At 46.4% G+C, this 26,704-nt stretch carries 25 protein-coding genes, 1 tRNA gene and 1 pseudogene; 22 read left to right on the top strand and 5 right to left on the bottom strand.

All coding sequences use genetic code 11. The features are described from left to right. Positions 1–58: 58 nt before the first annotated feature. The 14 genes and pseudogenes from fliD to prfH all read left to right on the top strand — a co-directional run bounded on the left by fliD (position 59) and on the right by prfH (position 10,456). Positions 59–1,375: a flagellar filament capping protein FliD gene (gene fliD / locus ACJHWR_RS21160; protein WP_000609669.1), complete on the top strand. Its 1,317-nt coding sequence runs from the start codon at positions 59–61 to the stop codon at positions 1,373–1,375. Between the two features lie 22 nt (positions 1,376–1,397). Next, positions 1,398–1,790 (top strand): flagellar export chaperone FliS, encoded by a 393-nt coding sequence (gene fliS / locus ACJHWR_RS21165; protein ID WP_000285323.1) that lies wholly within the window; start codon positions 1,398–1,400, stop codon positions 1,788–1,790. 4 nt (positions 1,791–1,794) lie between these two features. Further along, complete coding sequence (locus ACJHWR_RS21170; RefSeq protein WP_000415004.1) at positions 1,795–2,106, top strand: hypothetical protein; 312 nt, start codon at positions 1,795–1,797, stop codon at positions 2,104–2,106. After that, on the top strand, positions 2,103–3,164 hold the full coding sequence (locus ACJHWR_RS21175; protein WP_001067484.1) for a flagellar hook-length control protein FliK: 1,062 nt from the start codon (positions 2,103–2,105) through the stop codon (positions 3,162–3,164). Before ACJHWR_RS21170 ends, ACJHWR_RS21175 begins: the two co-directional genes overlap by 4 nt. Positions 3,165–3,171: 7 nt before the next feature. Continuing rightward, positions 3,172–3,639, top strand: coding sequence for a flagellar basal body-associated FliL family protein (locus ACJHWR_RS21180; RefSeq protein WP_000725260.1), 468 nt, complete (start codon positions 3,172–3,174; stop codon positions 3,637–3,639). A gap of 19 nt (positions 3,640–3,658) precedes the next feature. After that, complete coding sequence (locus ACJHWR_RS21185) at positions 3,659–4,378, top strand: FliA/WhiG family RNA polymerase sigma factor (protein WP_000938739.1); 720 nt, start codon at positions 3,659–3,661, stop codon at positions 4,376–4,378. A gap of 12 nt (positions 4,379–4,390) precedes the next feature. Continuing rightward, the gene (gene motA / locus ACJHWR_RS21190; protein WP_001169519.1) at positions 4,391–5,254 is read left to right on the top strand and encodes a flagellar motor stator protein MotA; all 864 of its coding nucleotides are present in this window, start codon (positions 4,391–4,393) and stop codon (positions 5,252–5,254) included. 2 nt (positions 5,255–5,256) lie between these two features. Then, positions 5,257–6,180 (top strand): putative lateral flagellar export/assembly protein LafU, encoded by a 924-nt coding sequence (lafU, locus tag ACJHWR_RS21195; protein WP_001232566.1) that lies wholly within the window; start codon positions 5,257–5,259, stop codon positions 6,178–6,180. Positions 6,181–6,250: 70 nt separating this feature from the next. Next, positions 6,251–7,306, top strand: coding sequence for a DNA polymerase IV (gene dinB, locus ACJHWR_RS21200; protein ID WP_001226153.1), 1,056 nt, complete (start codon positions 6,251–6,253; stop codon positions 7,304–7,306). A gap of 51 nt (positions 7,307–7,357) precedes the next feature. Beyond that, on the top strand, positions 7,358–7,651 hold the full coding sequence (gene yafN, locus ACJHWR_RS21205; protein ID WP_000554755.1) for a type I toxin-antitoxin system antitoxin YafN: 294 nt from the start codon (positions 7,358–7,360) through the stop codon (positions 7,649–7,651). Between the two features lie 2 nt (positions 7,652–7,653). After that, a pseudogene (gene yafO, locus ACJHWR_RS21210) lies at positions 7,654–8,053 on the top strand (type II toxin-antitoxin system mRNA interferase toxin YafO). A 9-nt stretch (positions 8,054–8,062) separates the two neighbouring features. Continuing rightward, a complete protein-coding gene (locus ACJHWR_RS21215; RefSeq protein ID WP_001059896.1) occupies positions 8,063–8,515 on the top strand; it encodes a GNAT family N-acetyltransferase in 453 nt (150 codons plus the stop codon). Positions 8,516–8,705: 190 nt separating this feature from the next. Beyond that, positions 8,706–9,845, top strand: coding sequence for an RNA ligase RtcB family protein (locus tag ACJHWR_RS21220; RefSeq protein WP_000521582.1), 1,140 nt, complete (start codon positions 8,706–8,708; stop codon positions 9,843–9,845). Beyond that, entirely contained in the window at positions 9,842–10,456 is a 615-nt protein-coding gene (gene prfH / locus ACJHWR_RS21225; protein ID WP_000602120.1) for a peptide chain release factor H, read from the top strand. The genes ACJHWR_RS21220 and prfH overlap by 4 nt, the downstream gene beginning before the upstream one ends. 56 nt (positions 10,457–10,512) lie before the next feature. Here the strand turns inward: prfH and pepD are convergent, their stop codons facing one another. Further along, positions 10,513–11,970 carry a cytosol nonspecific dipeptidase gene (pepD, locus tag ACJHWR_RS21230; protein WP_001293009.1) on the bottom strand — a complete coding sequence of 486 codons (1,458 nt, stop codon included), beginning with the start codon at positions 11,968–11,970 and terminating at the stop codon, positions 10,513–10,515. A 260-nt stretch (positions 11,971–12,230) separates the two neighbouring features. Here pepD and gpt point away from each other — a divergent pair, with 260 nt between their 5' ends. The 3 genes from gpt (at position 12,231) to crl (ending at position 14,484) form a co-directional block, all read left to right on the top strand. Continuing rightward, on the top strand, positions 12,231–12,689 hold the full coding sequence (gene gpt / locus ACJHWR_RS21235; protein WP_001291990.1) for a xanthine phosphoribosyltransferase: 459 nt from the start codon (positions 12,231–12,233) through the stop codon (positions 12,687–12,689). 91 nt (positions 12,690–12,780) lie between these two features. Beyond that, complete coding sequence (gene frsA, locus ACJHWR_RS21240) at positions 12,781–14,025, top strand: esterase FrsA (RefSeq protein WP_000189541.1); 1,245 nt, start codon at positions 12,781–12,783, stop codon at positions 14,023–14,025. Positions 14,026–14,082: 57 nt separating this feature from the next. Continuing rightward, positions 14,083–14,484, top strand: a complete 402-nt coding sequence (gene crl / locus ACJHWR_RS21245) for a sigma factor-binding protein Crl (RefSeq protein WP_000174675.1) — start codon at positions 14,083–14,085, stop codon at positions 14,482–14,484. Positions 14,485–14,522: 38 nt separating this feature from the next. Here the strand turns inward: crl and phoE are convergent, their stop codons facing one another. Continuing rightward, complete coding sequence (gene phoE / locus ACJHWR_RS21250) at positions 14,523–15,578, bottom strand: phosphoporin PhoE (RefSeq protein ID WP_012311723.1); 1,056 nt, start codon at positions 15,576–15,578, stop codon at positions 14,523–14,525. Positions 15,579–15,865: 287 nt separating this feature from the next. Between phoE and proB the strand changes: the two genes are divergently transcribed. The 5 genes from proB to ACJHWR_RS21275 all read left to right on the top strand — a co-directional run bounded on the left by proB (position 15,866) and on the right by ACJHWR_RS21275 (position 20,840). After that, positions 15,866–16,969, top strand: a complete 1,104-nt coding sequence (gene proB, locus ACJHWR_RS21255; protein WP_001285288.1) for a glutamate 5-kinase — start codon at positions 15,866–15,868, stop codon at positions 16,967–16,969. A gap of 11 nt (positions 16,970–16,980) precedes the next feature. After that, on the top strand, positions 16,981–18,234 hold the full coding sequence (gene proA / locus ACJHWR_RS21260) for a glutamate-5-semialdehyde dehydrogenase (RefSeq protein WP_000893265.1): 1,254 nt from the start codon (positions 16,981–16,983) through the stop codon (positions 18,232–18,234). 115 nt (positions 18,235–18,349) lie between these two features. Then, positions 18,350–18,425 (top strand) — tRNA-Thr (locus ACJHWR_RS21265). A gap of 163 nt (positions 18,426–18,588) precedes the next feature. Beyond that, the gene (locus ACJHWR_RS21270) at positions 18,589–19,773 is read left to right on the top strand and encodes a tyrosine-type recombinase/integrase (protein WP_000772657.1); all 1,185 of its coding nucleotides are present in this window, start codon (positions 18,589–18,591) and stop codon (positions 19,771–19,773) included. A gap of 101 nt (positions 19,774–19,874) precedes the next feature. Beyond that, positions 19,875–20,840, top strand: coding sequence for a hypothetical protein (locus ACJHWR_RS21275; protein WP_000220589.1), 966 nt, complete (start codon positions 19,875–19,877; stop codon positions 20,838–20,840). Between the two features lie 479 nt (positions 20,841–21,319). Here ACJHWR_RS21275 and ACJHWR_RS21280 read toward each other — a convergent pair whose 3' ends face one another. Genes ACJHWR_RS21280 through ACJHWR_RS21290 form a run of 3 tightly spaced genes read right to left on the bottom strand, consistent with a single transcriptional unit; the run spans position 21,320 to position 26,201 of the window. Then, positions 21,320–22,483: an alpha/beta hydrolase gene (locus tag ACJHWR_RS21280; RefSeq protein WP_000590615.1), complete on the bottom strand. Its 1,164-nt coding sequence runs from the start codon at positions 22,481–22,483 to the stop codon at positions 21,320–21,322. Further along, on the bottom strand, positions 22,480–22,929 hold the full coding sequence (locus ACJHWR_RS21285) for a response regulator (RefSeq protein WP_000698455.1): 450 nt from the start codon (positions 22,927–22,929) through the stop codon (positions 22,480–22,482). Before ACJHWR_RS21285 ends, ACJHWR_RS21280 begins: the two co-directional genes overlap by 4 nt. Next, the gene (locus ACJHWR_RS21290) at positions 22,926–26,201 is read right to left on the bottom strand and encodes a hypothetical protein (RefSeq protein WP_000742272.1); all 3,276 of its coding nucleotides are present in this window, start codon (positions 26,199–26,201) and stop codon (positions 22,926–22,928) included. The genes ACJHWR_RS21285 and ACJHWR_RS21290 overlap by 4 nt, the downstream gene beginning before the upstream one ends. Positions 26,202–26,704: the final 503 nt, after the last annotated feature.

The following is a 26,704-nucleotide window of genomic DNA, read 5'->3' on the forward strand; positions in this document are numbered from 1 at the left end:
ATAAAAATTATTGGCACGCCTTTTGCCAATAACCTGACATCGTTATCCGGAGTCATCAATGATCAACCCAAGAACCATTGCGCAAGAAATCGCCTATGCGGATGTTGCCACTCAGGCGGCAAACTTGCAGGAGAAGCAGAGCGAGCTGGATGCGGAAAGCAGCGGCCTGGACTCGCTCAGCTCAGCGTTGAGCGATTTTCAGAGCGCCGTTGACGCGCTGAACAGCGATACTGACGGCCCGGTGACGTTTGCCGCCACCAGCAATAATGACTCGGCGACCGTTTCCGCCAATTCCCAGGCGCAGGCGGGAAGCTACTCATTTTTCGTTGAGCAACTGGCACAGGGGCAGCAAACCACGTTCAGTATGGGCGACGACGCCTTTTCCGCTACCGGCACCTTCGAACTGACGATGGGCGGCAGCACCATGGATATCGATCTGTCGGCGGCGGATCAAAACGGTGACGGCGACGGTTTTATCGACGCCAGTGAACTGGTGAATGCGATTAACGACTCTGATGACAATCCGGGCGTGTCGGCGGCACTGGTAAAAACCGACGGCACCACCACGATTATGCTCACCTCCGATAGCACCGGGGCGCAGAGCGCATTTTCGGTGAGCGTAACGGGGCATGACGCCAGCAACGACAGCGCCAGCGCGCCTGTTGCTACGGATGTTTCCTCCGCCCAGGACGCGATTATTCATCTCGGCAGCGCCACGGGGCCAGAGATCACTAATAGCAGCAATACCTTTGATGATGTGATCCCCGGCGTCACCATGACTTTCACCGAAGTCAGCGATTCTGACAGCGATCTCACTACCTTTAACATCAGCGAAGATTCCAGCGCCAGCCAGGAGAAAGTACAGACCTTTGTCGATGCATATAACACCTTGATTGATACGGTTGATTCGCTGACCACCCACGGTGATGACAGTACCAGCGCCGGGGTATTTGCAGGCGACGCCGGACTCAGCTCACTGGCAAACCAGCTCGATGACATCGCCCATGCCAGCTACAACGGCGTGTCGATTGTCGACTATGGCATTACGCTCGATTCTCACGGCCATTTACAGATTGATTCAGACCAGTTCAACGACGCGATGAAGAGCGATCCCGACGGCCTGACCTCTATTTTCGTCGGCGATAACAGCATGGTGGCGCAGATGGACAGCCTTATTGACACCTATACCGACTCCAGCAACGGCATCATCACCCTGCGCCAGCAGAACATTGACGATCAGATGAGCAAAATTCAGGACGAAGGCGATCAGCTTACCGATACCTATAACGCCAACTACGACCGTTATCTGGAGGAGTACACCAACACGCTGGTTGAGGTGTACACCATGAAAGCCAGCATGGCGGCATTCGCGTAACTCAGAAGGAATATCCCTAAAGATGTACCAAGTACAGGATGGCTATTCGCAATACAAAGAGGTCGATCTCGCGGCGCGTACCGCTGCGGCATCGCCTCTTGAACTGGTGCTGGTGCTGTTTTCTGGCCTGATGGACGAGCTGGAACGCGCCAGAAGCCACATTGAAGGGCGGCGTTTCGAGAAGAAAGCCCAGAGCATCAATAAATGCATCGACATTCTCAATGCGCTCACCAGTTCGCTGGAGTTTGAAACCGGTGGCGAGCTGGTGGTGAATCTTTCTCGCCTCTATGACCACTGCGTGTATCGCTTGTATGAAGCCAGTGGCGAACTGTCGGCAGAGAAAATCGATGAAGTGATGCTGATCTTAAGCAACCTGCGTGAAGGCTGGGAAGGGCTTTCGGGCAAGCTGGGTTAAGACGATGGAAAAACAACGCAGGCAACTTTTCGCGCTGGTTGAAGCGATGAACGAAGCCCTCGACAAGCAACGCTGGCGACGCCTTCCGGCACTGCATCAGCAGTTGATGCGCCAGTTTCACGATTACGTGGCGGCGGAAACCGACGCGGCGCAGTTGTGTGCGGTGAAGGCGCAGCTGTACGGCGCGTTTAATGCCCTGATTAAACGGCGCGAGCAGCGTGCAGAAGTGTTGAAGGCGCGTATGGAACAGCATCAGCGGCATCAGGAAGGCGTACTGGCCTACTCAATTGTTAATTTACTTTCGGAGAAGTCATGAATCCGGCATTGCTTGCCACGCTCGGAACACTTGCGGAAACGGCGTCGCTGAAAGCGGATATTTTACCGCCGGTGAGTAGTGAAAACGCGCCCGCGTTTACCCTGCCGAAAATGGCGGTCGCGGCGGTGGCGGAGCGCGTTCATAGCGCAAAAACCAGTCAGCAACAGGCGACGCGCCCGCAGGAGAACGATCCGGTGGCGATGCAGGCGCTAATGGCGCTGTTACTTCCGCAACCTGCCGCGCCGCATCAGGACACGCCGCAGCCGCGAAACGTCGCAACATCGCCGGTTATCCAGCAATTGACGAAAGCGGTGGTGCAAAACGCGGCGCAACGCCCGACGCAGCAGCAGGAACTCACGCCGTTGCCGCCGCAGTTGCAGGAGCTGATCAGTCAGTTGCCGCAGGCGAAACCCGAACAGCAGGCCAGACTGGCGACTTACGCCAGTGAAGATTTACATGCCATTGCACCGACGCAGCCGCGCGTCTCAACACAGCCAGCTCGCCCGAAACCTGAACTAACCCGTGTGAACGCGCGCCCGCAGGTCGAGCGTAAAACGGAAAAAGTGCCGGACAGCGAACCGGTTATTGCGCGTGCGGTGTTGCAGGTTAAGACGCCGGATCTGGTCAGCGAACATCAGGAGATTGTCGCCAAACCAGCCACGCTTTCGATGGACGAACTGGGCGAAAAACTGACGACGCTGTTGAAAGATCAGATCCACTTTCAGCTCAACAAACAACAGCAGATCTCCACCATCCGTCTCGATCCACCGTCGCTTGGCAAGCTCGAGATCGCCGTACAACTCGACAACGGCAAACTGATGGTGCACATCGGCGCGAACCAAAGTGAAGTTTGCCGCGCGTTACAGCAGTTTAGCGACGATCTCCGCCAGCATCTGACGGCGCAAAATTTTATGGAGGTGAACGTACAGGTCTCCTCCGAAGGGCAGTCGCAACAGCAACAACAGTCGGGCCATCAGCAGGAAGAGGTGAGTGCCGCCTTACAGCTTGATGATGCGCCTCAATTTCAACAGAACGAATCCGTTTTGATCAAAGTGTAAAGGCAATATGAAGAAAATCGTGGTGGCGGGCGTGGTCAGCGCCGTTCTGGCGTTGGTGGTCGGCGCTGGAGCTGGATGGGGTGTCTGGCATCATTATGCCGGAAAAGGAAAACCGACTGCCGTTGCGCGGACGGAAGCGGTGGAAACCCTGGATGAAAGCAAAAGCGTGTTTGTGACGCTGCCGGAAACCATTGTCACGCTGCATGACAACAACGGCGCGGACCATTATTTGTCGGCGGAATTAGTGATGGTGGTTGCCAGTGACAAAGAAGCGGAAAAAATAAAACATCAGGAGCCATTGTATCAAAGTATTGCGGTTGAATGCCTGACGGAAATGAAATTTGAAGATTTGCGGGGCATGAAAATATCTGCCATCCGCAAACTGATTTCTGATGCGCTAAAGAAAGATCTTCAGCGTCGCAAAATGAGCGCACCGTATAAGGATTTGCTGGTGAAAAAAGTGGTCTTCCAGTAATCACCAGGCGGATATAAACATGCTACAGGACGTATTATTCGAGTCAGAAGAATTTGCTGCCGCGCCGGTATTAACCCCGCAGCAGGAGAGCCACTACTTGCAGGCCTATTTACCACTGGTGCGTAAAGTGGTGCGGCAACTTGCCCCGCAGTGTAATTGCATTATTGATCGTCAGGATATGGAACAAACGGCGTTAATGGGGCTGCTTAATGCCATTCGCCGCTACGGGCTGCCGGACGAAGGTTTTGCGGGCTATGCCGTGCACCGTATTCGCGGTGCGATCCTGGATGAGCTGCGCGCTCTCGACTGGCGACCGCGCCAGCTGCGACAGAAATATCATCAGATGAAAGACCTGATTCGCGAAACGCGTAAAAAACTGGGGCACGAGCCTGAGTGGTCAGAACTGGCCGTGGAAGGGATCTCGCATGAAGATTATCTCGAATATCAGCAACTGGAAGGGGCGGAAACGCTCGCCAGCCTTGACGAACTGCTGAACGGCGAAGGGCCAGGCATTCCGCTTGCTGGCCGGGAACTGGAAGATCAGTTTGTCACCCAGCAAATGTTGCAACACGCGCTTTCACAATTAAGCGAAAAAGAGCAACTGATCCTCTCCATGTATTACCAGCATGAGATGAATCTCAAAGAGATTGCGCTGGTATTAGGGCTAACCGAGGCCCGAATTTGTCAACTGAATAAACAGATCGCGCAGAAAATTCGTGATTTTGTCTATCCGAATTAAAGTGAAGAAATCATGCAAAAAATATTAGGTTTACTGGTGGTGCTCGGCTGCGTATTTGGCGGTTATTTTGAAGCGGGCGGGCAATTAGTGGCTATCTGGCAACCGGCGGAAATGATCATTATTTTGGGTGCGGGTTTCGGGGCGATGATTATTGGGAACCCGAAACATGTGCTGAAAGAGATTGCCCATCAAATTAAAGGCGTGATCAGTAAAAAACAGCTCGGGCCGGAGTTTCAGCGCCAGCTATTAATGTGCCTGTATGAGTTGCTTGAAATGGTACAAAACGGCGGTCTGCGGATGTTGGATCAGCATATTGAGCAGCCGGAAGAGAGTACCGTTTTCCAGAAATACCCGCTGGTGTTAACCCAGAAGCGGCTGGTGACTTTTATTGCCGATAACTTTCGCCTGATGGCGATGGGTAAAATCGACGCCCATGAACTGGAAGGCATTCTCGATCAGGAGCTGGACACCGCTGAAGAGTCGCTGTTAACGCCGTCACGCTCGCTGCAACGGACCGCCGAAGCGATGCCGGGATTTGGTATTTGCGCGGCGGTGCTGGGCATCATCATCACCATGCAGTCAATTGACGGTTCTATCGCCCTGATTGGCCTGAAAGTGGCGGCAGCGCTGGTGGGGACATTTTTAGGCGTGTTTATTTGCTACTGCCTGATGGACCCGCTCGCCAACGCCATGGAACAGCAGGCGCGGGCGGAACATTCGCTGCTGGAGTGTGTGCGTACCGTGCTGGTGGCCCAGGCGGGCGGCAAACCGACGCTGTTGGCGGTGGACGCCGGGCGTAAGTTGCTGCATCTGGCGTCCAAACCGACGTTCGCCAACCTCGACGCGTGGGTGAATGCGATGCTGGAGCAAGAATAAGCATGAGAAAGACGGGCAACCGCCGCGAGCGTGGGGCAAAAACCACCATCGTCCGGCGGCAGATCAAAAAGAATCATGCCGGGCACCACGGCGGGGCGTGGAAGGTGGCGTTCGCCGATTTTACTTTGGCAATGATGGCGCTGTTTATGACGCTGTGGATTGTCAACAGCGTCAGTAAATCCGAGCGTGAAAGCATTATCGCCGCGCTACACGGGCAGTCGATTTTTAACGGTGGCGGGCTGTCGCCGTTAAATAAAATCAGCCCGTCTCATCCGTCAAAACCTGCCACCGTGGCAGTGCCGGAAGAGACGGAGAAAAAAGCGCGCGACGTCAACGAGAAAACGGCGCTGCTGAAGAAGAAATCCGCCACCGAGCTTGGTGAGCTGGCAACCAGTATCAACACCATTGCCCGTGATGCGCATATGGAAGCGAATCTGGAGATGGAGATTGTCCCGCAGGGATTACGCGTGCTGATTAAAGACGACCAGAATCGCAATATGTTCGAACGTGGCAGCGCGCAGATTATGCCGTTCTTTAAAACGCTGCTGGTGGAGCTCGCGCCAGTGTTCGACTCGCTCGATAACAAAATTATTATTACCGGGCATACCGATGCGATGGCCTACAAAAACAATATCTACAACAACTGGAACCTTTCGGGTGACCGCGCGCTTTCGGCTCGTCGGGTGCTGGAAGAGGCAGGAATGCCGGAAGATAAAGTGATGCAGGTGAGCGCAATGGCGGACCAGATGCTGCTGGACGCGAAAAATCCGCAAAGCGCGGGCAACCGGCGCATTGAGATTATGGTGCTGACTAAAAGCGCGTCCGATACGCTGTATCAATACTTTGGTCAGCATGGGGATAAAGTGGTGCAGCCGCTGGTGCAAAAGCTGGATAAGCAGCAGGTGCTTTCACAGCGAACGCGTTAAATGCTGAATCTTTACGCATTTCTCAAACCCTGAAATCACTGTATACTTTACCAGTGTTGAGAGGTGAGCAATGCGTAAAATCATTCATGTGGATATGGACTGCTTTTTCGCAGCGGTGGAGATGCGCGACAATCCCGCCCTGCGCGATATCCCTATTGCTATTGGCGGCAGCCGCGAACGTCGGGGGGTGATCAGCACCGCCAATTATCCCGCGCGTAAATTTGGCGTACGCAGCGCTATGCCGACAGGGATGGCACTCAAATTATGCCCACATCTCACCTTGCTTCCGGGGCGCTTTGACGCCTACAAAGAAGCCTCAAATCATATCCGCGAAATTTTCTCGCGCTATACCTCGCGCATTGAACCGTTATCACTGGATGAAGCCTATCTCGACGTCACCGATAGTGTGCATTGCCACGGTTCTGCGACCCTCATCGCCAAGGAAATCCGTCAGACGATCTTTAACGAGCTGCAACTGACGGCATCTGCGGGCGTTGCGCCGGTAAAGTTTCTCGCCAAAATTGCTTCCGACATGAATAAACCCAACGGTCAGTTTGTGATTACTCCGGCAGAAGTTCCGGCATTTCTGCAAACCTTACCGCTGGCAAAAATTCCCGGCGTCGGCAAAGTCTCGGCGGCAAAACTGGAAGCGATGGGGCTGCGGACCTGCGGTGATGTGCAAAAGTGTGATCTGGTGACTCTGCTCAAACGTTTTGGCAAATTTGGCCGCATTTTGTGGGAGCGTAGTCAGGGGATTGACGAGCGCGACGTTAACAGTGAACGGTTGCGAAAATCCGTCGGCGTGGAACGCACGATGGCGGAAGATATTCATCACTGGTCTGAATGTGAAGCGATTATCGAGCGGCTGTATCCTGAACTTGAACGCCGTCTGGCAAAGGTAAAACCTGATTTACTGATTGCTCGCCAGGGGGTGAAATTAAAGTTTGATGATTTTCAGCAAACCACTCAGGAGCACGTCTGGCCGCGGCTGAATAAAGCTGATCTAATCGCCACCGCGCGTAAAACCTGGGATGAACGTCGCGGCGGGCGCGGTGTGCGTCTGGTGGGGCTGCATGTGACGTTACTTGACCCTCAAATGGAAAGACAACTGGTGCTGGGATTATGATGTATACTATTATGTATATTCTGATGTGCATTATTATGAGGGGATCACTGTATGCATCGAATTCTCGCTGAAAAATCGGTCAATATCACTGAGTTACGTAAAAACCCAGCTAAATACTTTATTGATCAACCGGTTGCGGTTCTTTCTAATAATCGCCCCGCAGGATATCTCTTAAGTGCCAGCGCATTTGAAGCGTTAATGGACATGCTTGCTGAACAAGAGGAGAAAAAACTGGTTAAGGCGCGCTTCCGTCCGAGTGCCGCAAGATTAGAGGAAATTACACGCCGCGCTGAACAATATCTTAATGATATGACGGATGATGATTTCAATGACTTTAAGGAATAAGGATGCGGGTATTCAAAACAAAACTTATTCGCCTGCAACTTACAGCAGAGGAACTTGATGCGTTAACGGCGGATTTTATTTCCTATAAGCGTGACGGTGTTTTGCCAGATATATTTGGTCGCGATGCACTCCTACGACGACTCGTTTACCTGGCCATTAATCAAATTTGAGCGAGTTGCTCATATTCATCTGGCAAATGTGAATAATCCATTTCCGCCACAGTTGCGCCAATTCAGCAGAACGAATGACGAAGCGCATTTGGTATATTGTCAGGGTGCGTTTGATGAGCAAGCATGGTTGCTCATTGCCATTCTGAAACCTGAACCTCATAAACTGGCTCGAGATAACAACCAAATGCATAAAATTGGGAAAATGGCAGAAGCGTTTCGCATGCGTTTTTGAATTTATATTATGAATAACATACAAATAAGAAACTATCAGCCTGGCGATTTTCAGCAACTATGCGCTATTTTCCTTAGAGCGGTTACGATGACCGCCAGTCAGCATTATTCACCACAACAAATTGCCGCCTGGGCGCAGATTGACGAATCTCGCTGGAAGGAGAAACTCGCGAAATCACAAGTGCGGGTTGCAGTTATTAATGCACAACCGGTTGGTTTTATTACCCGCATTGGACATTATATCGATATGTTATTTGTTGAACCTGAATACACCCGACGCGGGGTTGCCAGCGCTTTGTTAAAACCTTTGATTAAGTCTGAATCCGAACTTACGGTGGACGCCAGCATAACCGCAAAACCCTTTTTTGAACGTTATGGTTTTCAGACAGTTAAGCAGCAGCGCGTTGAATGCCGGGGAGCGTGGTTTACTAATTTTTATATGCGATATAAACCGCAACATTAAATCCAGCTTGCAAAGAAAATAACGCCCGCCTAGTATGTGCGCGTTTTCTTATTCCACAAACTGCAAGGAGGTAAATCATGACAAATCCTTTATCAATGACTCTTTGCAGACCTTTCCAGGATTAATTCTTTTTTTCTTGCCCTGGATTCGTCTGCCATTTCCTGATTTTTATTCATAAATGGAATGGTACATGGGCAAATATATTCGTCCCTTATCTGATGCGGTACTTACCATCGCATCTGATGACCTGTGGATCGAGAGTTCAGCGATCCAACAATTACACACCACGGCAAATTTACCCGACATGCAACGCGTAGTAGGGATGCCAGATTTACACCCCGGACGCGGCTATCCGATTGGCGCAGCGTTCTTCTCCGTAGGCCGTTTTTACCCGGCACTGGTCGGCAATGATATCGGCTGCGGTATGGCGCTATGGCAAACAGATATTTTCGCGCGCAAATACAACGCCGATAAGTTTGAAAAGCGATTATCTGCGCTGGATGACGTTGCTGAAGAAAGCTGGCTGGAGGAAAACCTGCCGTCAGCGTTAGCACAGCATCCGTGGCGCAGCTCGCTGGGTTCCATCGGTGGCGGAAACCACTTCGCAGAACTGCAACAAGTTGATGAAATTATCGACGCTGAACTGTTTGCACTGACAGGTCTGGATGCGCAGCATCTGCAACTGCTGGTTCATAGCGGCTCGCGGGGTTTGGGCCAGTCTATTTTACAGCGGCATATTGCCTCGTTTTCGCATCATGGTTTGCCTGAAGGCAGTGACGACGCGCTAAGTTATATTGTGGAACATGATGATGCGCTGGCGTTTGCGCGTATTAATCGCCAGCTGATCGCTTTGCGCATAATGCAACAGATTAAGGCCAACGGTAATTCGGTTCTGGATGTGGCGCATAACTTTGTTAGCGCGTGTCGAATCGGTGATCAACAGGGCTGGTTGCATCGTAAAGGTGCCACACCGGATGACAACGGTCTGGTGATTATTCCCGGTTCACGCGGTGATTACTCCTGGCTGGTTCAGCCCGTCAGGAGTGAGGAAACATTGCATTCGCTGGCGCATGGGGCTGGGCGTAAATGGGGGCGCACCGAGTGTAAAGGGCGTCTGGCAGCGAAATACACAGCGACGCAGCTCTCACGTACTGAACTTGGCAGCCGGGTAATTTGTCGCGATAAACAACTCATCTTTGAAGAAGCGCCACAAGCTTATAAATCGGCTGAAAGCGTGGTGCAATGTCTGGTGCAGGCTGGGTTAATTATTCCTGTCGCGCGACTGCGTCCGGTGCTAACGCTCAAAAACAGTGGAGGGAAAAAAGGATGATCTTGCTACAACTCTCCTCAGCTCAGGGGCCGGAAGAATGTTGCCTGGCAGTGAAAAAGGCGCTGGACAGGTTGATTAAAGAAGCTACCCGACAAGACGTCGCGATAACGGTGCTGGAAACAGAAGCGGGGCGCTATCCTGACACAATGCGTTCGGCGCTGATTTCTCTGGATGGCGATAACGCATGGGCTCTAAGCGAAAGCTGGTGTGGCACTATCCAGTGGATTTGTCCGAGTCCGTATCGGCCTCATCATGGGCGCAAAAACTGGTTTCTGGGCATTGGGCGTTTTACCGCTGATGAGCAGGAACAATCCGACGCGATCCGTTATGAGACGCTGCGTTCGTCGGGGCCGGGCGGTCAACATGTCAATAAAACCGACTCGGCGGTACGCGCCACGCATCTGGCATCCGGTATTAGCGTGAAGGTTCAGTCAGAGCGCAGTCAGCATGCTAACAAACGGCTGGCGCGATTACTGATTGCCTGGAAGCTGGAACAACAGCAACAGGAAAATAGCGCGGCGCTGAAATCGCAGCGGCGAATGTTCCATCACCAGATTGAACGTGGCAACCCGCGACGAACGTTCACAGGGATGGCTTTTATCGAAGGATAATGAAGGATGAAACTGCCGGAAGGCGATTAAACGCCATCCGGCAGCAAATCAAATAATTACTTCGCCGGAATTTCTTTCAGCAGTTCAGTCAGCAGTGTCCAGTAATGGCCTACGCTTTCGATGTGAACTTGCTCATCCGGAGAGTGTGGACCGGTGATTGTTGGCCCGATAGAAACCATGTCCATTTCCGGATACGGTTTTTTGAACAGACCACATTCCAGGCCCGCGTGGATAATCTGGATGTTCGGCGTCTTGTTGAACAGACGCTGATAGGTTTCACGTACCAGATGCATCACCGGAGAATTAGCGTCCGGCTGCCAGCCAGGATATGCGCCTTTCGCTTCGGTTTTCGCGCCAGCCAGTTTACCCAGCGAATCCAGCATGCTCACCACGTAGTCTTTACCGCTGTCGATCAGAGAACGGATCAGGCAGTGAATTTCTACGTTATTGTCAGTCATGGTCACCACACCGACGTTCAGGGAGGTTTCGACCACACCTTTTGCCACGTCGGAGTTGCGGATCACACCGTTCGGGGTGGCGTTCAGCAGACGAATAAAGGTATCGCGAGATTTCGCAATCAGGGCAGCTTTATCGTTCGCAACAGAGTCCAGCAGCAATGCCAGATTCTTCTCTTTTTCTGCCAGTTCGTTTTTCAGGATCTCCTGATAGGTATTCACCAGAGATTTCAGGGCGTCGACTTTATCAGCTGCGACAGCAATCGTCGCAAAGGCTTCACGCGGGATGGCGTTACGCAGTGTGCCACCGTTGAAATCGATAAGGCGCAGGTCCAGCTCCTCCGCATGACCCGCCAGGAAGCGCACCAGCAGTTTGTTGGCATTACCCAGGCCAACGTGGATTTCACCGCCGGAGTGACCGCCTTTCAGACCTTTTAAGGTTAACTTGAAGGTTTCAAAACCAGCTGGAACCGCTTCACGATCTAAATGCAGGTTGGAGGTGAAGTCGATACCCCCCGCACAACCCATGTAGATTTCACCTTCTTCTTCGGAGTCGGTGTTAATCAGAATATCAGCCTGCAACCAGTTGCTCTGTAAGCCAAAAGCACCGTCCATACCGGCTTCTTCGGTCATGGTCAGCAGCACTTCCAGCGGGCCGTGAACCACGTTTTCGTCAGCCAGAACCGCCAGTGCAGAGGCCATACCAATGCCGTTATCCGCACCCAGCGTGGTGCCGCGCGCTTTAACCCATTCGCCATCAATATAAGGCTGGATAGGATCTTTCGTGAAGTCATGCACGGTGTCGTTATTTTTCTGCGGCACCATATCGAGGTGGGCCTGCAAGACGACCGGTTTACGATTTTCCATACCTGCGGTGGCAGGTTTACGAATCAGGATATTACCCACCTGATCGCGTTCGACATGGAAACCTTTCTCTTTTGCCCAACCAACAATGTATTCAGCGAGTTGCTCTTCATGATAGGACGGGTGAGGAATAGAACAGATTTTGGCAAAAATATCCCACAGCGGCTGTGGAGATAATTGAGACAGTTCAGACACGTTAAGTCTCCTTGTCGATCACCCGCAAAACAGTATTGCAGGTCACAGGGTTAGCAGAAAATGTTGTCAACACAAGACAGGCTTGCGAGATATGTTTGAGAATACCACTTTATCCCGCGTCAGGGAGAGGCAGTGCGTAAAAAGACGCGGACTCATGTGAAATACTGGTTTTTAGTGCGCCAGATCTCTATAATCTCGCGCAACCTATTTTCCCCTCGAACACTTTTTAAGCCGTAGATAAACAGGCTGGGACACTTCACATGAGCGAAAAATACATCGTCACCTGGGACATGTTGCAGATCCATGCACGTAAACTCGCAAGCCGACTGATGCCTTCTGAACAATGGAAAGGCATTATTGCCGTAAGCCGTGGCGGTCTGGTACCGGGTGCGTTACTGGCGCGTGAACTGGGTATTCGTCATGTCGATACCGTTTGTATTTCCAGCTACGATCACGACAACCAGCGCGAGCTTAAAGTGCTGAAACGCGCAGAAGGCGATGGCGAAGGCTTCATCGTTATTGATGACCTGGTGGATACCGGTGGTACTGCGGTTGCGATTCGTGAAATGTATCCAAAAGCGCACTTTGTCACCATCTTCGCAAAACCGGCTGGTCGTCCGCTGGTTGATGACTATGTTGTTGATATCCCGCAAGATACCTGGATTGAACAGCCGTGGGATATGGGCGTCGTATTCGTCCCGCCAATCTCCGGTCGCTAATCTTTTCAACGCCTGGCACTGCCGGGCGTTGTTCTTTTTAACTTCAGGCGGGTTACAATAGTTTCCAGTAAGTATTCTGGAGGCTGCATCCATGACACAGGCAAACCTGAGCGAAACCCTGTTCAAACCCCGCTTTAAACATCCTGAAACCTCGACGCTAGTCCGCCGCTTTAATCACGGCGCACAACCGCCTGTGCAGTCGGCCCTTGATGGTAAAACCATCCCTCACTGGTATCGCATGATTAACCGTCTGATGTGGATCTGGCGCGGCATTGACCCACGTGAAATCCTCGACGTCCAGGCGCGTATTGTGATGAGCGATGCCGAACGTACCGACGATGATTTATACGATACGGTGATTGGCTACCGCGGCGGCAACTGGATTTATGAGTGGGCTACCCAGGCGATGGTGTGGCAACAAAAAGCCTGTGCGGAAGAAGATCCGCAACTCAGCGGTCGACACTGGCTGCATGCGGCTACGTTGTACAACATTGCTGCCTATCCTCATCTGAAAGGAGATGACCTGGCCGAGCAAGCGCAGGCTTTGTCAAACCGCGCCTATGAAGAGGCCGCTCAGCGTCTGCCGGGCACGATGCGGCAGATGGAGTTTACCGTACCCGGCGGTGCGCCCATCACCGGCTTTTTGCATATGCCGAAAGGTGATGGCCCGTTCCCGACAGTATTAATGTGTGGTGGTCTGGATGCGATGCAGACGGACTATTACAGCCTGTATGAACGTTATTTTGCGCCGCGCGGCATTGCGATGCTGACTATTGATATGCCGTCGGTGGGCTTTTCTTCAAAATGGAAGCTCACCCAGGACTCCAGCCTGTTGCATCAGCACGTCTTAAAGGCGCTGCCTAACGTACCGTGGGTAGATCACACTCGCGTCGCGGCCTTTGGTTTCCGTTTCGGCGCTAACGTTGCCGTGCGTCTGGCATACCTTGAATCGCCGCGTCTGAAAGCGGTTGCCTGTCTTGGTCCGGTAGTTCATACCCTGTTGAGTGATTTTAAGTGCCAGCAACAGGTGCCGGAAATGTATCTTGACGTTCTGGCGAGCCGTTTGGGGATGCATGATGCTTCCGACGAAGCGTTGCGCGTGGAGCTGAATCGCTATTCATTAAAAGTGCAAGGATTGCTGGGACGTCGCTGCCCAACGCCAATGTTATCAGGCTACTGGAAGAACGATCCGTTCAGCCCGGAAGAGGACTCACGCTTAATCACCTCATCATCTGCTGACGGTAAATTGTTAGAGATCCCATTTAACCCGGTGTATCGGAATTTTGACAAAGGTCTTCAGGAAATCACCGACTGGATCGAAAAACGATTGTGTTAAAAATTTGCTAAATTTTACCAATTTGGTAAAACAGTTGCATCACAACAGGAGATTGCAATGACGTTACCGAGTGGACACCCGAAGAGCAGATTGATCAAAAAATTTACCGCACTAGGCCCGTATATTCGTGAAGGTAAGTGCGAAGATAATCGATTCTTTTTCGATTGTCTGGCTGTATGCGTCAACGTGAAACCGGCACCGGAAGTGCGTGAGTTCTGGGGCTGGTGGATGGAACTGGAAGCGCAGGAATCCCGTTTTACCTACAGTTACCAGTTTGGTCTGTTCGATAAAGCAGGCGACTGGAAGAACGTTCCGGTAAAAGATGCCGAAGTGGTTGAGCGACTGGAACATACCCTGCGTGAGTTTCATGAGAAGCTGCGTGAACTGCTGACGACACTGAATCTGAAGCTGGAACCGGCGGATGATTTTCGTGATGAGCCGGTGAAGTTAACGGCGTGAGTGAAATGTGCCGGATGCATCACATCCGGCAATATCCATTAAAACTGATAGGTCATGCCAACCGCGACAATATCATCATTATTGATGTTCAGCTTATTATCGCTATCCAGTTGGTTTATTTTATAATCAACAAATGCCGACATATTTTTGTTGAAATAATACGTAGCACCAACATCGATATAATTGACCAGATCTTCATCACCGATGCCTTCAATATCTTTCCCTTTCGATAAGACATAACCCAGCGACGGACGCAGACCAAAGTCAAACTGGTATTGGGCGACCGCTTCAAAGTTCTGTGTCTTATTGGCAAAGCCGCCAGTTATTGGCGTCATTTTGCGTGTTTCAGAATAGAAAGTTGCCAGATAAATATTATTGGCATCGTATTTCAGACCTGTTGCCCATGCTTCTGCACGCTTGCCTGTGCCACGGCTTTGCAGGTTCTGCTCGTTGGTGCGATCAGAGTTGGTATAGGCTCCACTGATGGCGAAATCGCTGCCACCAAAGTCATATGTCAATGATGTGCCGAAGCCATCGCCGTTTTGCTTTTTAACATCGCGGTTTTCGTTTTTCCCTTGATATTGCAGGGTTAAGTTCAGACCATCGATAACGCCGAAGAAGTCGGTGTTCCTATACGTCGCCAGACCGCTGGCACGTTTGGTCATAAAGTTGTCGGTCTGTGCGGAGGAGTCGCCACCAAATTCCGGGAACATATCGGTCCAGGCTTCCACGTCATACAGCGCGCCCAGGTTACGACCATAATCGAAAGAACCCAAATCTTTATATTTCAACCCGGCAAAAGCGAGACGCGTTTTTTGCTGTGCAGTATCACTCTCCGCTTTATTACCGGCAAACTCTGCTTCCCACCGACCATAACCCGTCAGTTGATCGTTAATTTGTGTTTCGCCTTTAAAACCAAAACGGATATAACTTTGGTCGCCATCTTTACTGTCATTATCGCTCATATAATGCATGGCTTTAACTTTGCCATAGATATCCAGTTTATTACCGTCTTTGTTATATATTTCTGCGGCCTGTACGGATGCCGATGCCACAATGCCCATCACCACTAATGCCAGAGTGCTCTTTTTCATTTTCATTCCTGATTTTAATTAACGCGCGAATATTCAGCGGGAGAGCCCCGTTGAAAACAGGAAAGTTTTTAACCTGAGATTGTTAAAGATATATTACAGATTAATGATATTCTTAAAATGTGGTAATTTATTAAATCTGTAATAAAAGCGTAAACAACTGCCGCTACGCTTGCTGATCCCGCGCAACAAAACGCCATGCTTTGCTTGCAGATGGTTGGCAACCGGCGACAGTCCTGCTAAAACGTTCGTTTGATATCATTTTCCCTAAAATTGAATGGCAGAGAATCATGAGTGACAGCCAGACGCTGGTGGTAAAACTCGGCACCAGTGTGCTAACAGGCGGATCGCGCCGTCTGAACCGTGCCCATATCGTTGAACTTGTTCGCCAGTGCGCGCAGTTACATGCCGCCGGGCATCGGATTGTTATTGTGACGTCGGGCGCGATCGCCGCCGGACGTGAGCACCTGGGTTACCCGGAACTGCCAGCGACTATCGCCTCGAAACAACTGCTGGCGGCGGTAGGGCAGAGTCGACTGATTCAACTATGGGAACAGCTGTTTTCTATTTATGGCATTCACGTCGGGCAAATGCTGCTGACCCGTGCTGATATGGAAGACCGTGAACGCTTCCTGAACGCCCGCGACACCTTGCGTGCGTTGCTCGATAACAATATCGTTCCGGTAATCAATGAGAACGATGCTGTCGCTACTGCAGAGATTAAGGTCGGTGATAACGATAACCTTTCTGCGCTGGCGGCGATTCTGGCGGGTGCCGATAAACTGTTGCTGCTGACCGATCAAAAAGGTTTGTACACCGCTGACCCGCGCAGCAATCCGCAGGCAGAACTGATTAAAGATGTTTACGGCATTGATGACGCACTGCGCGCGATTGCCGGTGACAGCGTTTCAGGCCTCGGAACTGGCGGCATGAGTACCAAATTGCAGGCCGCGGACGTGGCTTGCCGTGCGGGTATCGACACCATTATTGCCGCGGGCAGCAAGCCGGGCGTTATTGGTGATGTGATGGAAGGCATTTCCGTGGGTACGCTGTTCCATGCCCAGGCGACTCCGCTTGAAAACCGTAAACGCTGGATTTTCGGTGCGCCGCCGGCGGGTGAAATCACGGTAGATGAAGGGGCAACTGCCGCCATTCTTGAACGCGGCAGCTCCCTGTTGCCGAAAGGGATTAAAAGCGTGACTGGCAATTTCTCGCGTGGTGAAGTCATCCGCATTTGCAACCTCGAAGGTCGCGATATCGCCCACGGTGTCAGTCGTTACAACAGCGATGCATTACGCCGTATTGCCGGACACCACTCGCAAGAAATTGATGCAATACTGGGATATGAATACGGCCCGGTTGCCGTTCACCGTGATGACATGATTACCCGTTAAGGAGCAGGCTGATGCTGGAACAAATGGGCATTGCCGCGAAGCAAGCCTCTTATAAATTAGCGCAACTCTCCAGCCGCGAAAAAAATCGCGTGCTGGAAAAAATCGCCGATGAACTGGAAGCACAAAGCGAAATCATCCTCAACGCTAACGCCCAGGATGTTGCTGACGCGCGTGCCAATGGCCTTAGCGAAGCGATGCTTGACCGTCTGGCACTGACGCCCGCACGGCTGAAAGGCATTGCCGATGATGTGCGCCAGGTGTGCAACCTCGCCGATCCGGTGGGGCAGGTGATTGATGGTGGTGTGCTGGACAGCGGTCTGCGTCTGGAGCGTCGTCGCGTACCGCTGGGGGTGATTGGCGTGATTTATGAAGCTCGCCCGAACGTGACAGTAGATGTCGCTTCGCTGTGCCTGAAAACCGGTAACGCAGTGATCCTGCGTGGTGGCAAAGAAACCTGTCGCACTAACGCTGCAACGGTGGCGGTGATTCAGGACGCCCTGAAATCCTGCGATTTACCGGCAGGCGCAGTACAGGCGATTGATAATCCTGACCGCGCGCTGGTCAGTGAAATGCTGCGTATGGATAAATACATCGACATGCTGATTCCACGCGGCGGGGCTGGGTTGCATAAACTGTGCCGCGAGCAGTCGACGATTCCGGTAATCACAGGTGGTATAGGCGTATGCCATATTTACGTTGATGAAAGTGCAGAGATCGCTGAAGCATTGAAAGTGATTGTCAACGCGAAAACTCAGCGCCCGAGCACGTGTAATACGGTAGAAACGTTGCTGGTAAATAAAAACATCGCAGATAGCTTCCTGCCCGCATTAAGCAAGCAAATGGCGGAAAGTGGCGTGACGTTACACGCAGATGCTGCTGCGCTGGCGCAATTGCAGGCAGGCCCCGCGAAGGTGGTGGCTGTTAAAGCCGAAGAGTATGACGATGAGTTCCTGTCATTAGACTTGAACGTCAAAATCGTCAGCGATCTTGACGATGCTATCGCCCATATTCGTGAACACGGCACGCAACACTCCGATGCGATCCTGACCCGCGATATGCGCAACGCCCAGCGTTTTGTTAATGAAGTAGATTCATCCGCTGTTTACGTTAACGCCTCTACGCGTTTTACCGATGGCGGCCAGTTTGGTCTGGGAGCGGAAGTGGCGGTAAGCACACAAAAACTCCACGCGCGTGGCCCGATGGGCCTGGAAGCACTGACCACTTACAAGTGGATCGGCATTGGTGATTACACCATTCGTGCGTAAATAAAACCGGGTGATGCAAAAGTAGCCATTTGATTCACAAGGCCATTGACGCATCGCCCGGTTAGTTTTAACCTTGTCCACCGTGATTCACGTTCGTGAATCATGTCCTTTCAGGGCCGATATAGCTCAGTTGGTAGAGCAGCGCATTCGTAATGCGAAGGTCGTAGGTTCGACTCCTATTATCGGCACCATTTCAAACTCTTCCCAAGTCTACCGAAATCAACTAAAAGCCCGTATACTGCGGTTTCTGGCCCGTATCTTATCTCCTGTTATCAACTGGACTCAACCGAAATCAAGTCGCAGTTGGGGGCATAAGTGGGGGCATTCTGTGTTCGGTCCAGGGAGATGCCCCCAATGAAGCTTAATGCTCGACAGGTAGATGCTGCTAAACCCAGAGAGAAAGCCTACAAGCTAGCAGATGGTGCAGGCTTGTATCTTGAAGTTGTTCCTTCTGGTTCTCGATACTGGCGGATGAAATATCGCTTCAATGGAAAAGAGAAACGTATGGCTTTTGGTGTCTATCCGGCAGTGTCCCTTGCACAAGCGAGGGCACTGCGTGATGAAGCCAAGAAAAAGCTGGCCGAAGGTATCGACCCATCGTTTGCCAAGAAAGAAGAAAAGTTGGTTCGCGATGTGCAGCTCAATAATACGTTTCAGGCTGTGGCACTTGAATGGCACGGAACGAAGGTGAGCCGGTGGTCAGAAGGTTATGCCTCCGACATTATCGAAGCCTTCAATAAAGATATTTTCCCTTATATTGGCCAACTGCCGGTGAATGACATCAAGCCTTTGGTTCTGCTGAATGTGCTACGTCGAATGGAAAGCCGTGGCGCGACAGAGAAGGCCAAGAAGGTTCGCCAGCGTTGCAGTGAAGTCTTTCGTTACGCCATCGTTACCGGTCGTGCGGAATACAATCCTGCAGCGGATCTAACCAGCGCAATGTCAGGGCATGAATCGAAGCATTATCCCTTCCTTACTGTTGAGGAGTTACCAGACTTCTTTAAAGCTCTCGCAGGCTACACAGGAAGCCCGTTAGTTGTTCTTGCCGCTCGTCTGCTGATCCTTACAGGAGTTCGTACTGGCGAGCTACGAGGTGCTTTCTGGAGTGAGTTTGATCTTGAAAAAGCAGTGTGGGAAATACCTGCAGAGCGTATGAAGATGAAACGGCCTCACCTTGTCCCCCTATCTACCCAAGCGCTGGAAATCGTACAACAACTCAAGGTGATATCTGGGCAATATCCACTGGTATTCCCAGGGCGAAATGATCCCCGCAAGACGATGAGTGAAGCGAGTATGAATCAGGTATTCAAACGGATTGGGTATACGGGGAAGGTAACGGGGCATGGTTTCCGTCACACGATGAGTACGATTTTGCACGAGGAAGGGTTCAATACGGCATGGATTGAAACCCAGCTTGCGCATGTCGATAAGAATGCGATTCGTGGGACGTACAACCATGCTTTGTATCTGGAAGGGCGGAGGGAGATGATGCAGTGGTATGCTGATTGCATTGGAAGAATTGGTAATGATGTCAATTGATTCAACGCTAAACGTTGCATCAATGATTAAATTATCTAACCAGTCTTGTTGTTATCAACGTCTACTTGTCGAAATCCAATTTTATCTAAAAAGAGATACTTATGACATATGAAAATTTTCACAGTGATTTAACGAATATATTAAATGGTGAATATGAAAAAGAAATTCATGATTGGGATAAAATAAAGGCAGTACTATTGCACATTGTTAAAAATAACTATCAAGGATTTGGGCGCAATATTGTCGATTTTATTGATAGAGGAAGTTGGGATCGTATAACTAAAATTGATTTTAAAGATGGAAATAGACAGCTTGAATTAACATGGAATAACGGATGGTTGTACCATGCTTCAATAGAGACTATTTTAATTATTGAGCACGAAAGAGCATTTTTTGTATTAATAAAATCATATTATCAAGACAGGAAAAAGCTAAATAAATTATATTCTGCTCGTTGTCGGTCATATGAGATTGATAAATTTGGCCACTATATGGTAGAAGTTCAACGTGTTACGCGTTCCGGTGAGGAATTTATACAGATACCAAATATAAATTGTTACACGACGGCTATAATGATACGTCCACCAAATCGTGTACCTGTTAGCAATCATGCATCCGAATTGCTAATGCATAACATCAATCTTAACTTGGCAATAGCTAAGTTTGATTTTCTACTACAGGAATTGAGTGATATTAAAGAGTATGATAGAGATGCGTTACAAGAAAAGGGAAATACAGCACGGCGTTATCTTGAGTATGTTTTGATGTTAGTAAATATTAGGGCTGAAAAGGAATTTGAAGAAGACTATCAAAAGTTAATGCTTGGGAGTTTGTCGAGGGTGATTAATTTTCTCGGTCTGCCTAATAAGCTGAAGAATGACATCACTCTAGCTCAGGAATTATTAAATTCCTGTAGCCATCATGGGGGCGTTAGAATTGAAAAAAATGAGTTAGAACAGGCAATGGAAACACTACAACAGTTATGTCAGTGGATAAAAGGTATAGATTTTTTTAAGGTGTCAAAAGATATCAATGGTAAATCTATTAATATTAACAAACCATTCTAATTTTGAGTTCTAGTATATTAAAACGTAGGATAACTTATATTTAGCAGGATGAAGTGATACTTTTAACTCCATTGACACTCGTTCACCAGTACTTACACTTACATTGGTTATGATGCCTATTGATAGTTATAAATGAATAGTTTTATAAAAACGAGAAGGAACGTGAAGGGTAGTATATACGAAAGTTGGTATCGGCAGCAGCACAGGATATTTCTAGAATTCTGCTGAAATCGTGTTTTTTTCAGTAATGATTCCTGTTTACATACTTTCCGAGGTTGTAGTTACGGAGATTGACATGATTAATTTATTTGTAAGTGTTTTTCTATTATTAAGAAAGTATAAGTGCATACTAAAGTTTAAAGTGATTAATGTTTTCGGTTGACTAGTTTTAATTAGCTGCAGGTACTATTGAAATGATGGTGTTTTATATTGGAGCTTTATGAGGGAAGCTCCAATATGATTTTTAATGTGCAGTGATATTATAATACCAGTGCTATCAATAAAAAAGAAAAAAATAACCATATTGGTATTTTTAAATATTCAATTATATTTTGCAAAGCATTGGTGACATCGGAAAAAATATGATTTTTTCTTTCATCTCGTGACGCGATATTTTTATTGTCAAAAATTAAAGGAAGCCAGTTCACTTCTATGAAATCTTTATCTTCGAAGTAAGTTGAATGTCCTCCTTTAAAATAGCGGTTAATGAAAACACCATCATTTGGCTCAATAAACCCTTTTCTGCCTGCATCGCCCAAGCCAATGACTAACATTTTACATAGTAATAAAATATAATCACTTACAGCACAGTCATTTATTATTGCATTACAATGTTGCTTTAATGTTTTCAATGAGGTAGTACGTTTTAATACGCTACCAGAAAAAATTAAACATTCAATTTTTGCATCCGTATGTGTCAGTTTACTTAAGGCACAATATACAAGGTAGGTACCAAAACTATGACAAATAATATAAATTCTTTTATTCTTATTTGATTCCACTGTAATTCGTATGTCTTGGATTATTTTTCTTGCAAATAGATGTCTAGTCGGAGGGAATAAAAAACAAAGAATATTTAGAAAACCATAATTGAATTTTATATAGTTAAATTTATTTGATATATTGGTTATTTTTTCTTCTATGGTATTTTGCCAAGGTGCGTAGGTTCTTATACCGTGTACTGTTATTAAAACACTATCTTTTTCATTGAGATTATAACTTACTTGAGATTCAACATCCTTTTCAATGATTTTTTTGAGTGATTCAAGCCATCCAGTATCATTACGTCGAGCCTCGAATATAATTGAAGCATATTCTCTGAATTCGGATTCATATCTGGATATATCATTCAGATATGCAGTTATGCCAACTATTTTTTTTGGAGAGTAAAATTTAGAATCTGAATTTATTTGTTTTAAAAGACCTAATCCATTTCTTTCATCTGGGCTATAGTTATCTTTTTTAGGTAAAAAGACATCAAGAATTAAATAATCATATTGATTTAACTTGAGCGCGATTTTTGCGGCGTCACTTGTATATTTCTCATCAATCCTTATCATGTTTTTTGTGATGAGTTCAGTTAAGCTAGATTTTAGCTTTTCAATTCTAGATTTATTGTCATCAACTATTAATATTTTAATCATAACAAATCCTGTACGACTTTTTTTATTTCATCTTTCCATTGAGGTTTAGTTGAGTCATATTTTACAATACCTATAAATTTTGATCCCATTAAAGCATTCAACTCTTGTGATAGAGTGTCAGTATTTTTTTGCTCACCAATTTCACCAAAAGTTGTATGTTGTGTTAAAACCACAACTACTGGATGCTCTTTTCCTCTCATTAACTTGCGAATAATATCTTTCCCTCCGTACACTCTGAAGCGACCTCCATTTTCATTAGGCCCCTTATCGTAAGTGGGAAGGCTCATATCTAATATTATAAGATCATAAGTTTTACTGGTTGCGGAATTTACTGCCGAAACATAAGATTTAGCTACATCGACTGATACATCGGCAGAAATAGACTCTAGTAAACCGATCACCTTATCACGCTTATATTCAATATCCTCAACAAGAAGAATTTTCATTTCTTTATCTCAATATTTAAAATGAATTCGTTATTTTGGATGCAATGATTCACATTAAATCTTTGCGGTAATGAACATAATAAATCATATATTTTATATATTCCAGCTCCGCCTTCTTTTATATTTAGACTATTATCCCCTCGTTTTATTTTATCATCAATCTCTTGTAAAATTTGGTTGGTAGTTCTGTTCTTTGTCTCAATTATCAAATTTCTGATGGTTATTTTCCATGACTTTTCTTCAGGCTTAATACTGATAAAGATTTTTTTATTACCATAGGCCATAGCATTGTTTAACGCTGTTATTATTGATGTGATTAGAGGCTTGGCTTCTTTATAAGATAATTTTGGTTCATCATCATGATACATTGAATCAAAAACGATAGCATCATCAGAACAATGGTGTATATTAAAAAAAGTTTTCCTACATGCCTGCATCACGGATGATATTTTATATATTTTCTCCTCGTTATACTCAAGTACATTTAACCAATCGCAGACTGTTGCAATTTCTTTATTAATGCTTTCGGCCAAGAGGTCAATTTTCTCCTGGATTTCTCTCATGGAACTACGTCTTCTATAGATATCAATTTGATGCCTAAGAGTGGCAATTAAATCTAAAATATTCCTCTTAAATTCGTAATGCAATCGCTCTTTAATATCATTCAAACATCTGAACGTTCTTTCCCACATGAAGTTAATACAAGCGTCAAAAAACTTCTCAAAAGATGCTTGATTTGAAACTGCTGCTTTAAATGAATTAAACATATCAACAGAAATGAGGAAATCAATCATACCTTGCTGTGATTCACTTATGAGCATTGTCTTGACATTGAACCAGGAATTGGCTTTAGCCAATTCAATGTCAAAGTGATAAGAGAAATCAGCTATTGCTGTCCCTATTTCGTTATTTATAATAGGGTTAATTAATGGATATGTCTCAATAATTAAATTGCTTTTCGAATACTGTCCAGTACCATCCATATCAGTTATTAATTGCGATTTTTCAGCACTTGATCTGAGTTGATTTTCAAAAACACCATGCCGTATATCTGCACTCAAATATTTATCAAGACCGTAATTTTCATTTTTAACAAAATCGGAGATTAGTTCTTTTAGAAGTTCATGGATTATAGAGTTTGTATCGCCAGATGGAATGGCTGTGATATTCCCATCGTCTGTAATTAAAGCAAAGTCTTCAGGTGGTTCTAGTCCGAGAATAAGCGAATCCTTAAGTGCATCAAAATAATATCTGTATCTTTCAAGCTTTGCCCGTTTTAAATTTTCTATATCAACAAATATTTTTCCTGTCTCATATTTTGTTTTTATTTCTTCGAATGATATTTCATCTATAATTTCGTCTTTCTCTTTCAATAAATCTGCATCATCGTGTTCTTTTAATAATAGATCTATAATAGCAATTCTTTCCTTCTTCAAGTCGTCCGTGCCTGTGAATGAAGGGTCTGAATCCATCACGGAAGGTATACAGATAAACTTAAGGAAATAGTGCTCTAATGGAGTTAATTGCTTAGAGCAATAATGGGTAGATGGCCTATTAATATTTGAAATATCTACTAAACTCTCATAACTTTCGAGAAGAAGCTCATTTGAAGTGTTTGATGTGCTTTTGACAAAAATATCTATCAATATAGATAAGGCCACGCTTGCATAGTCAAAAATATTGTCTTTTACAAAATCAATTATTTTTCGGATTGGGAAGTAGTAATAATTTGCGGGGTTGCCGATGCAGTTTTCAGCTATAAATTGGATGCATAATTCATACTTTTCATTTTCTAATAAAAAGTTAGTATAATCTTTTAAATATTCAGAGCGAATTATTACATTATCATTGTATACTTCGTAGTGTTTTTTGATTTCATCAAAGGATAGATTTGCTAGGTCTTTGAATTTAAATAATCGATATTTTGGTATCTCATTCTCTTTTATTCCAAGTTCAGTCCATAGTTCCTTGATTGTTATATTCAAATGAAGGGATGTTACAAAGGAACCATTTTTGGTTAGATTTATACGAGATATGTTTAATTTATTATGGTTATCACTTATTAAATTATATAATGTGAAGAATAGAGAGGATGAATTTGAATTGAAATATATCTTAGATGCTAAAAGTTCAAATTCATCGATGTATTTTCCAGCGCGTCTGTCGCATTTTATAATTGCTATAAGCCAGTTTGTTAATTTATTGAATATGCATGAGTCTGAAATTTTCTTATCAAGATACACATGGGATTTTGCATATATTTCAATTAATGGCAAAATTGTCTTCTGCGTTCGAACTGAATTTATTTCTGAAATACACCCAGTATAATCACCTATAGTATAACGTCGAATAACACTTTTATAGTGTTCATCAATATTCTCTATATTACGCTCTCTTCCATCTAAAATATTGTTGAGATAGTTATTTTTAATAAAGCTGTTAATTTCTGCAATTAAGCTTAACTCGCTATTTCTTAAACCATTTCCATGAAGTTGTAAATCGCTTATAGTTCTCTGGAATATGATAAATTGATCTATTAAAGGAAGGTTGGTAAATGGTGCTAAGGTTCTATTTTTGAGATCTATATTTTTATCAAACTCTAAAGGTATTAAAAAGGATGAAATACCATCAGCTAAATTTCTAGCATACCCATTATCTTGAGTGGTGCGCATATCATCTAGTATTTTTATAAGGTTCTTTGAAAAATCATCAAAGTTATGTACTTGATGCTTAAATAATAGCTGCTGTAACATAAACTCTGTAAGTTTATAGTGGGTTTTAGATAGAATTGATTTAACATATAACCCATTGCTTTCGTTAAGCAAAACTTTATTTATTAAGAGACGAGCATCAATGCTCCAAAAACTAACTCCATAAGAGCTTTCTATTTCATCTAAATATTTTATACATTCACTACCTGTTGCGAAAAGAACTAACTTCTCAAGTCTTGCCTTTGCCGATAATATATCATTAAGGTGTTTTTTATATCGTATGAAAATATGCTTGTACCACACCAATTCTGAAATGAAATTTTTAAATTCAATAGTGTTAGATTGTTCAATTGTAAAAACTGTTCGTAAGGAAAAATCCATATTGCTAGGGAAGTTAGGATGGTTTATCGCACGATTGAGGAAAAGATCCAAGTCATATCCACTTAAATTTTCTACAGCTTTAACTAATTTATACGATATAAAAGAATGAGATTTCTCACCATTGATGCTTTTCGCCGAGAAAACAGTATCCAAAATCACATTTAAAGAATTTTTTTTCATACTAAATCCGAGTGATTAAGCACGCTACCGCCAACATTCGGTAAGAATGCATAGAAGAATTTGTTAATAGTATCGTAGTTTTGCGTTTACGAAATCAAGTGATGATGATAAGTATTTGCTTGATTTTAACAACTTTTTCCTAAATCTAAACTTAGCTGTTCTACTTAAGAATCTGTCGACAATGGCCGCCCAAAAAGTAGATGGTACATGTACCTTTGTTGCGAGAGGATACCGGATAAGCTTCGTCAGCCGCTGCCTTTGGGTTTCACAAGATGTCCGAATAGCTGGCAGGATCGCCGACGAAAACGTCAAACGGATGATACAGATGCTCTGTTACGCATACATGCCGTCAGCGATGAGCCACCCACATAGCTATAAATATATTGGCTCTGTGTAGTGGCACAGTAAATTTGGCCACCTGATTAAAGGTGATATTCTCACCTCAACACAAAACAGGTGACTTAATGAACAAGAAAACCAAACGTACTTTCACCCCTGAGTTC

It is taken from the genome of Escherichia sp. WS568 (assembly GCF_046486085.1).
In the GTDB taxonomy this organism is placed as follows: domain Bacteria; phylum Pseudomonadota; class Gammaproteobacteria; order Enterobacterales; family Enterobacteriaceae; genus Escherichia; species Escherichia coli.

Bases quoted from the DNA above. Each gene is read 5' to 3' on its own strand.
- ACJHWR_RS21180 (WP_000725260.1), top strand. From the start codon at position 3,172: ATGAAGAAAATCGTGGTGGCGGGCGTGGTCAGCGCCGTTCTGGCGTTG.
- proA (WP_000893265.1), top strand. From the start codon at position 16,981: ATGCTGGAACAAATGGGCATTGCCGCGAAGCAAGCCTCTTATAAATTA.
- gpt (WP_001291990.1), top strand. From the start codon at position 12,231: ATGAGCGAAAAATACATCGTCACCTGGGACATGTTGCAGATCCATGCA.
- ACJHWR_RS21215 (WP_001059896.1), top strand. From the start codon at position 8,063: ATGAATAACATACAAATAAGAAACTATCAGCCTGGCGATTTTCAGCAA.
- dinB (WP_001226153.1), top strand. From the start codon at position 6,251: ATGCGTAAAATCATTCATGTGGATATGGACTGCTTTTTCGCAGCGGTG.
- phoE (WP_012311723.1), bottom strand. From the start codon at position 15,578: ATGAAAAAGAGCACTCTGGCATTAGTGGTGATGGGCATTGTGGCATCG.
- ACJHWR_RS21275 (WP_000220589.1), top strand. From the start codon at position 19,875: ATGACATATGAAAATTTTCACAGTGATTTAACGAATATATTAAATGGT.
- ACJHWR_RS21285 (WP_000698455.1), bottom strand. From the start codon at position 22,929: ATGAAAATTCTTCTTGTTGAGGATATTGAATATAAGCGTGATAAGGTG.
- prfH (WP_000602120.1), top strand. From the start codon at position 9,842: ATGATCTTGCTACAACTCTCCTCAGCTCAGGGGCCGGAAGAATGTTGC.
- fliS (WP_000285323.1), top strand. From the start codon at position 1,398: ATGTACCAAGTACAGGATGGCTATTCGCAATACAAAGAGGTCGATCTC.
- motA (WP_001169519.1), top strand. From the start codon at position 4,391: ATGCAAAAAATATTAGGTTTACTGGTGGTGCTCGGCTGCGTATTTGGC.
- yafN (WP_000554755.1), top strand. From the start codon at position 7,358: ATGCATCGAATTCTCGCTGAAAAATCGGTCAATATCACTGAGTTACGT.
- ACJHWR_RS21280 (WP_000590615.1), bottom strand. From the start codon at position 22,483: ATGATTAAAATATTAATAGTTGATGACAATAAATCTAGAATTGAAAAG.
- ACJHWR_RS21170 (WP_000415004.1), top strand. From the start codon at position 1,795: ATGGAAAAACAACGCAGGCAACTTTTCGCGCTGGTTGAAGCGATGAAC.
- fliD (WP_000609669.1), top strand. From the start codon at position 59: ATGATCAACCCAAGAACCATTGCGCAAGAAATCGCCTATGCGGATGTT.
- ACJHWR_RS21185 (WP_000938739.1), top strand. From the start codon at position 3,659: ATGCTACAGGACGTATTATTCGAGTCAGAAGAATTTGCTGCCGCGCCG.
- ACJHWR_RS21175 (WP_001067484.1), top strand. From the start codon at position 2,103: ATGAATCCGGCATTGCTTGCCACGCTCGGAACACTTGCGGAAACGGCG.
- proB (WP_001285288.1), top strand. From the start codon at position 15,866: ATGAGTGACAGCCAGACGCTGGTGGTAAAACTCGGCACCAGTGTGCTA.
- ACJHWR_RS21220 (WP_000521582.1), top strand. From the start codon at position 8,706: ATGGGCAAATATATTCGTCCCTTATCTGATGCGGTACTTACCATCGCA.
- lafU (WP_001232566.1), top strand. From the start codon at position 5,257: ATGAGAAAGACGGGCAACCGCCGCGAGCGTGGGGCAAAAACCACCATC.
- ACJHWR_RS21290 (WP_000742272.1), bottom strand. From the start codon at position 26,201: ATGAAAAAAAATTCTTTAAATGTGATTTTGGATACTGTTTTCTCGGCG.
- frsA (WP_000189541.1), top strand. From the start codon at position 12,781: ATGACACAGGCAAACCTGAGCGAAACCCTGTTCAAACCCCGCTTTAAA.
- ACJHWR_RS21270 (WP_000772657.1), top strand. From the start codon at position 18,589: ATGAAGCTTAATGCTCGACAGGTAGATGCTGCTAAACCCAGAGAGAAA.
- crl (WP_000174675.1), top strand. From the start codon at position 14,083: ATGACGTTACCGAGTGGACACCCGAAGAGCAGATTGATCAAAAAATTT.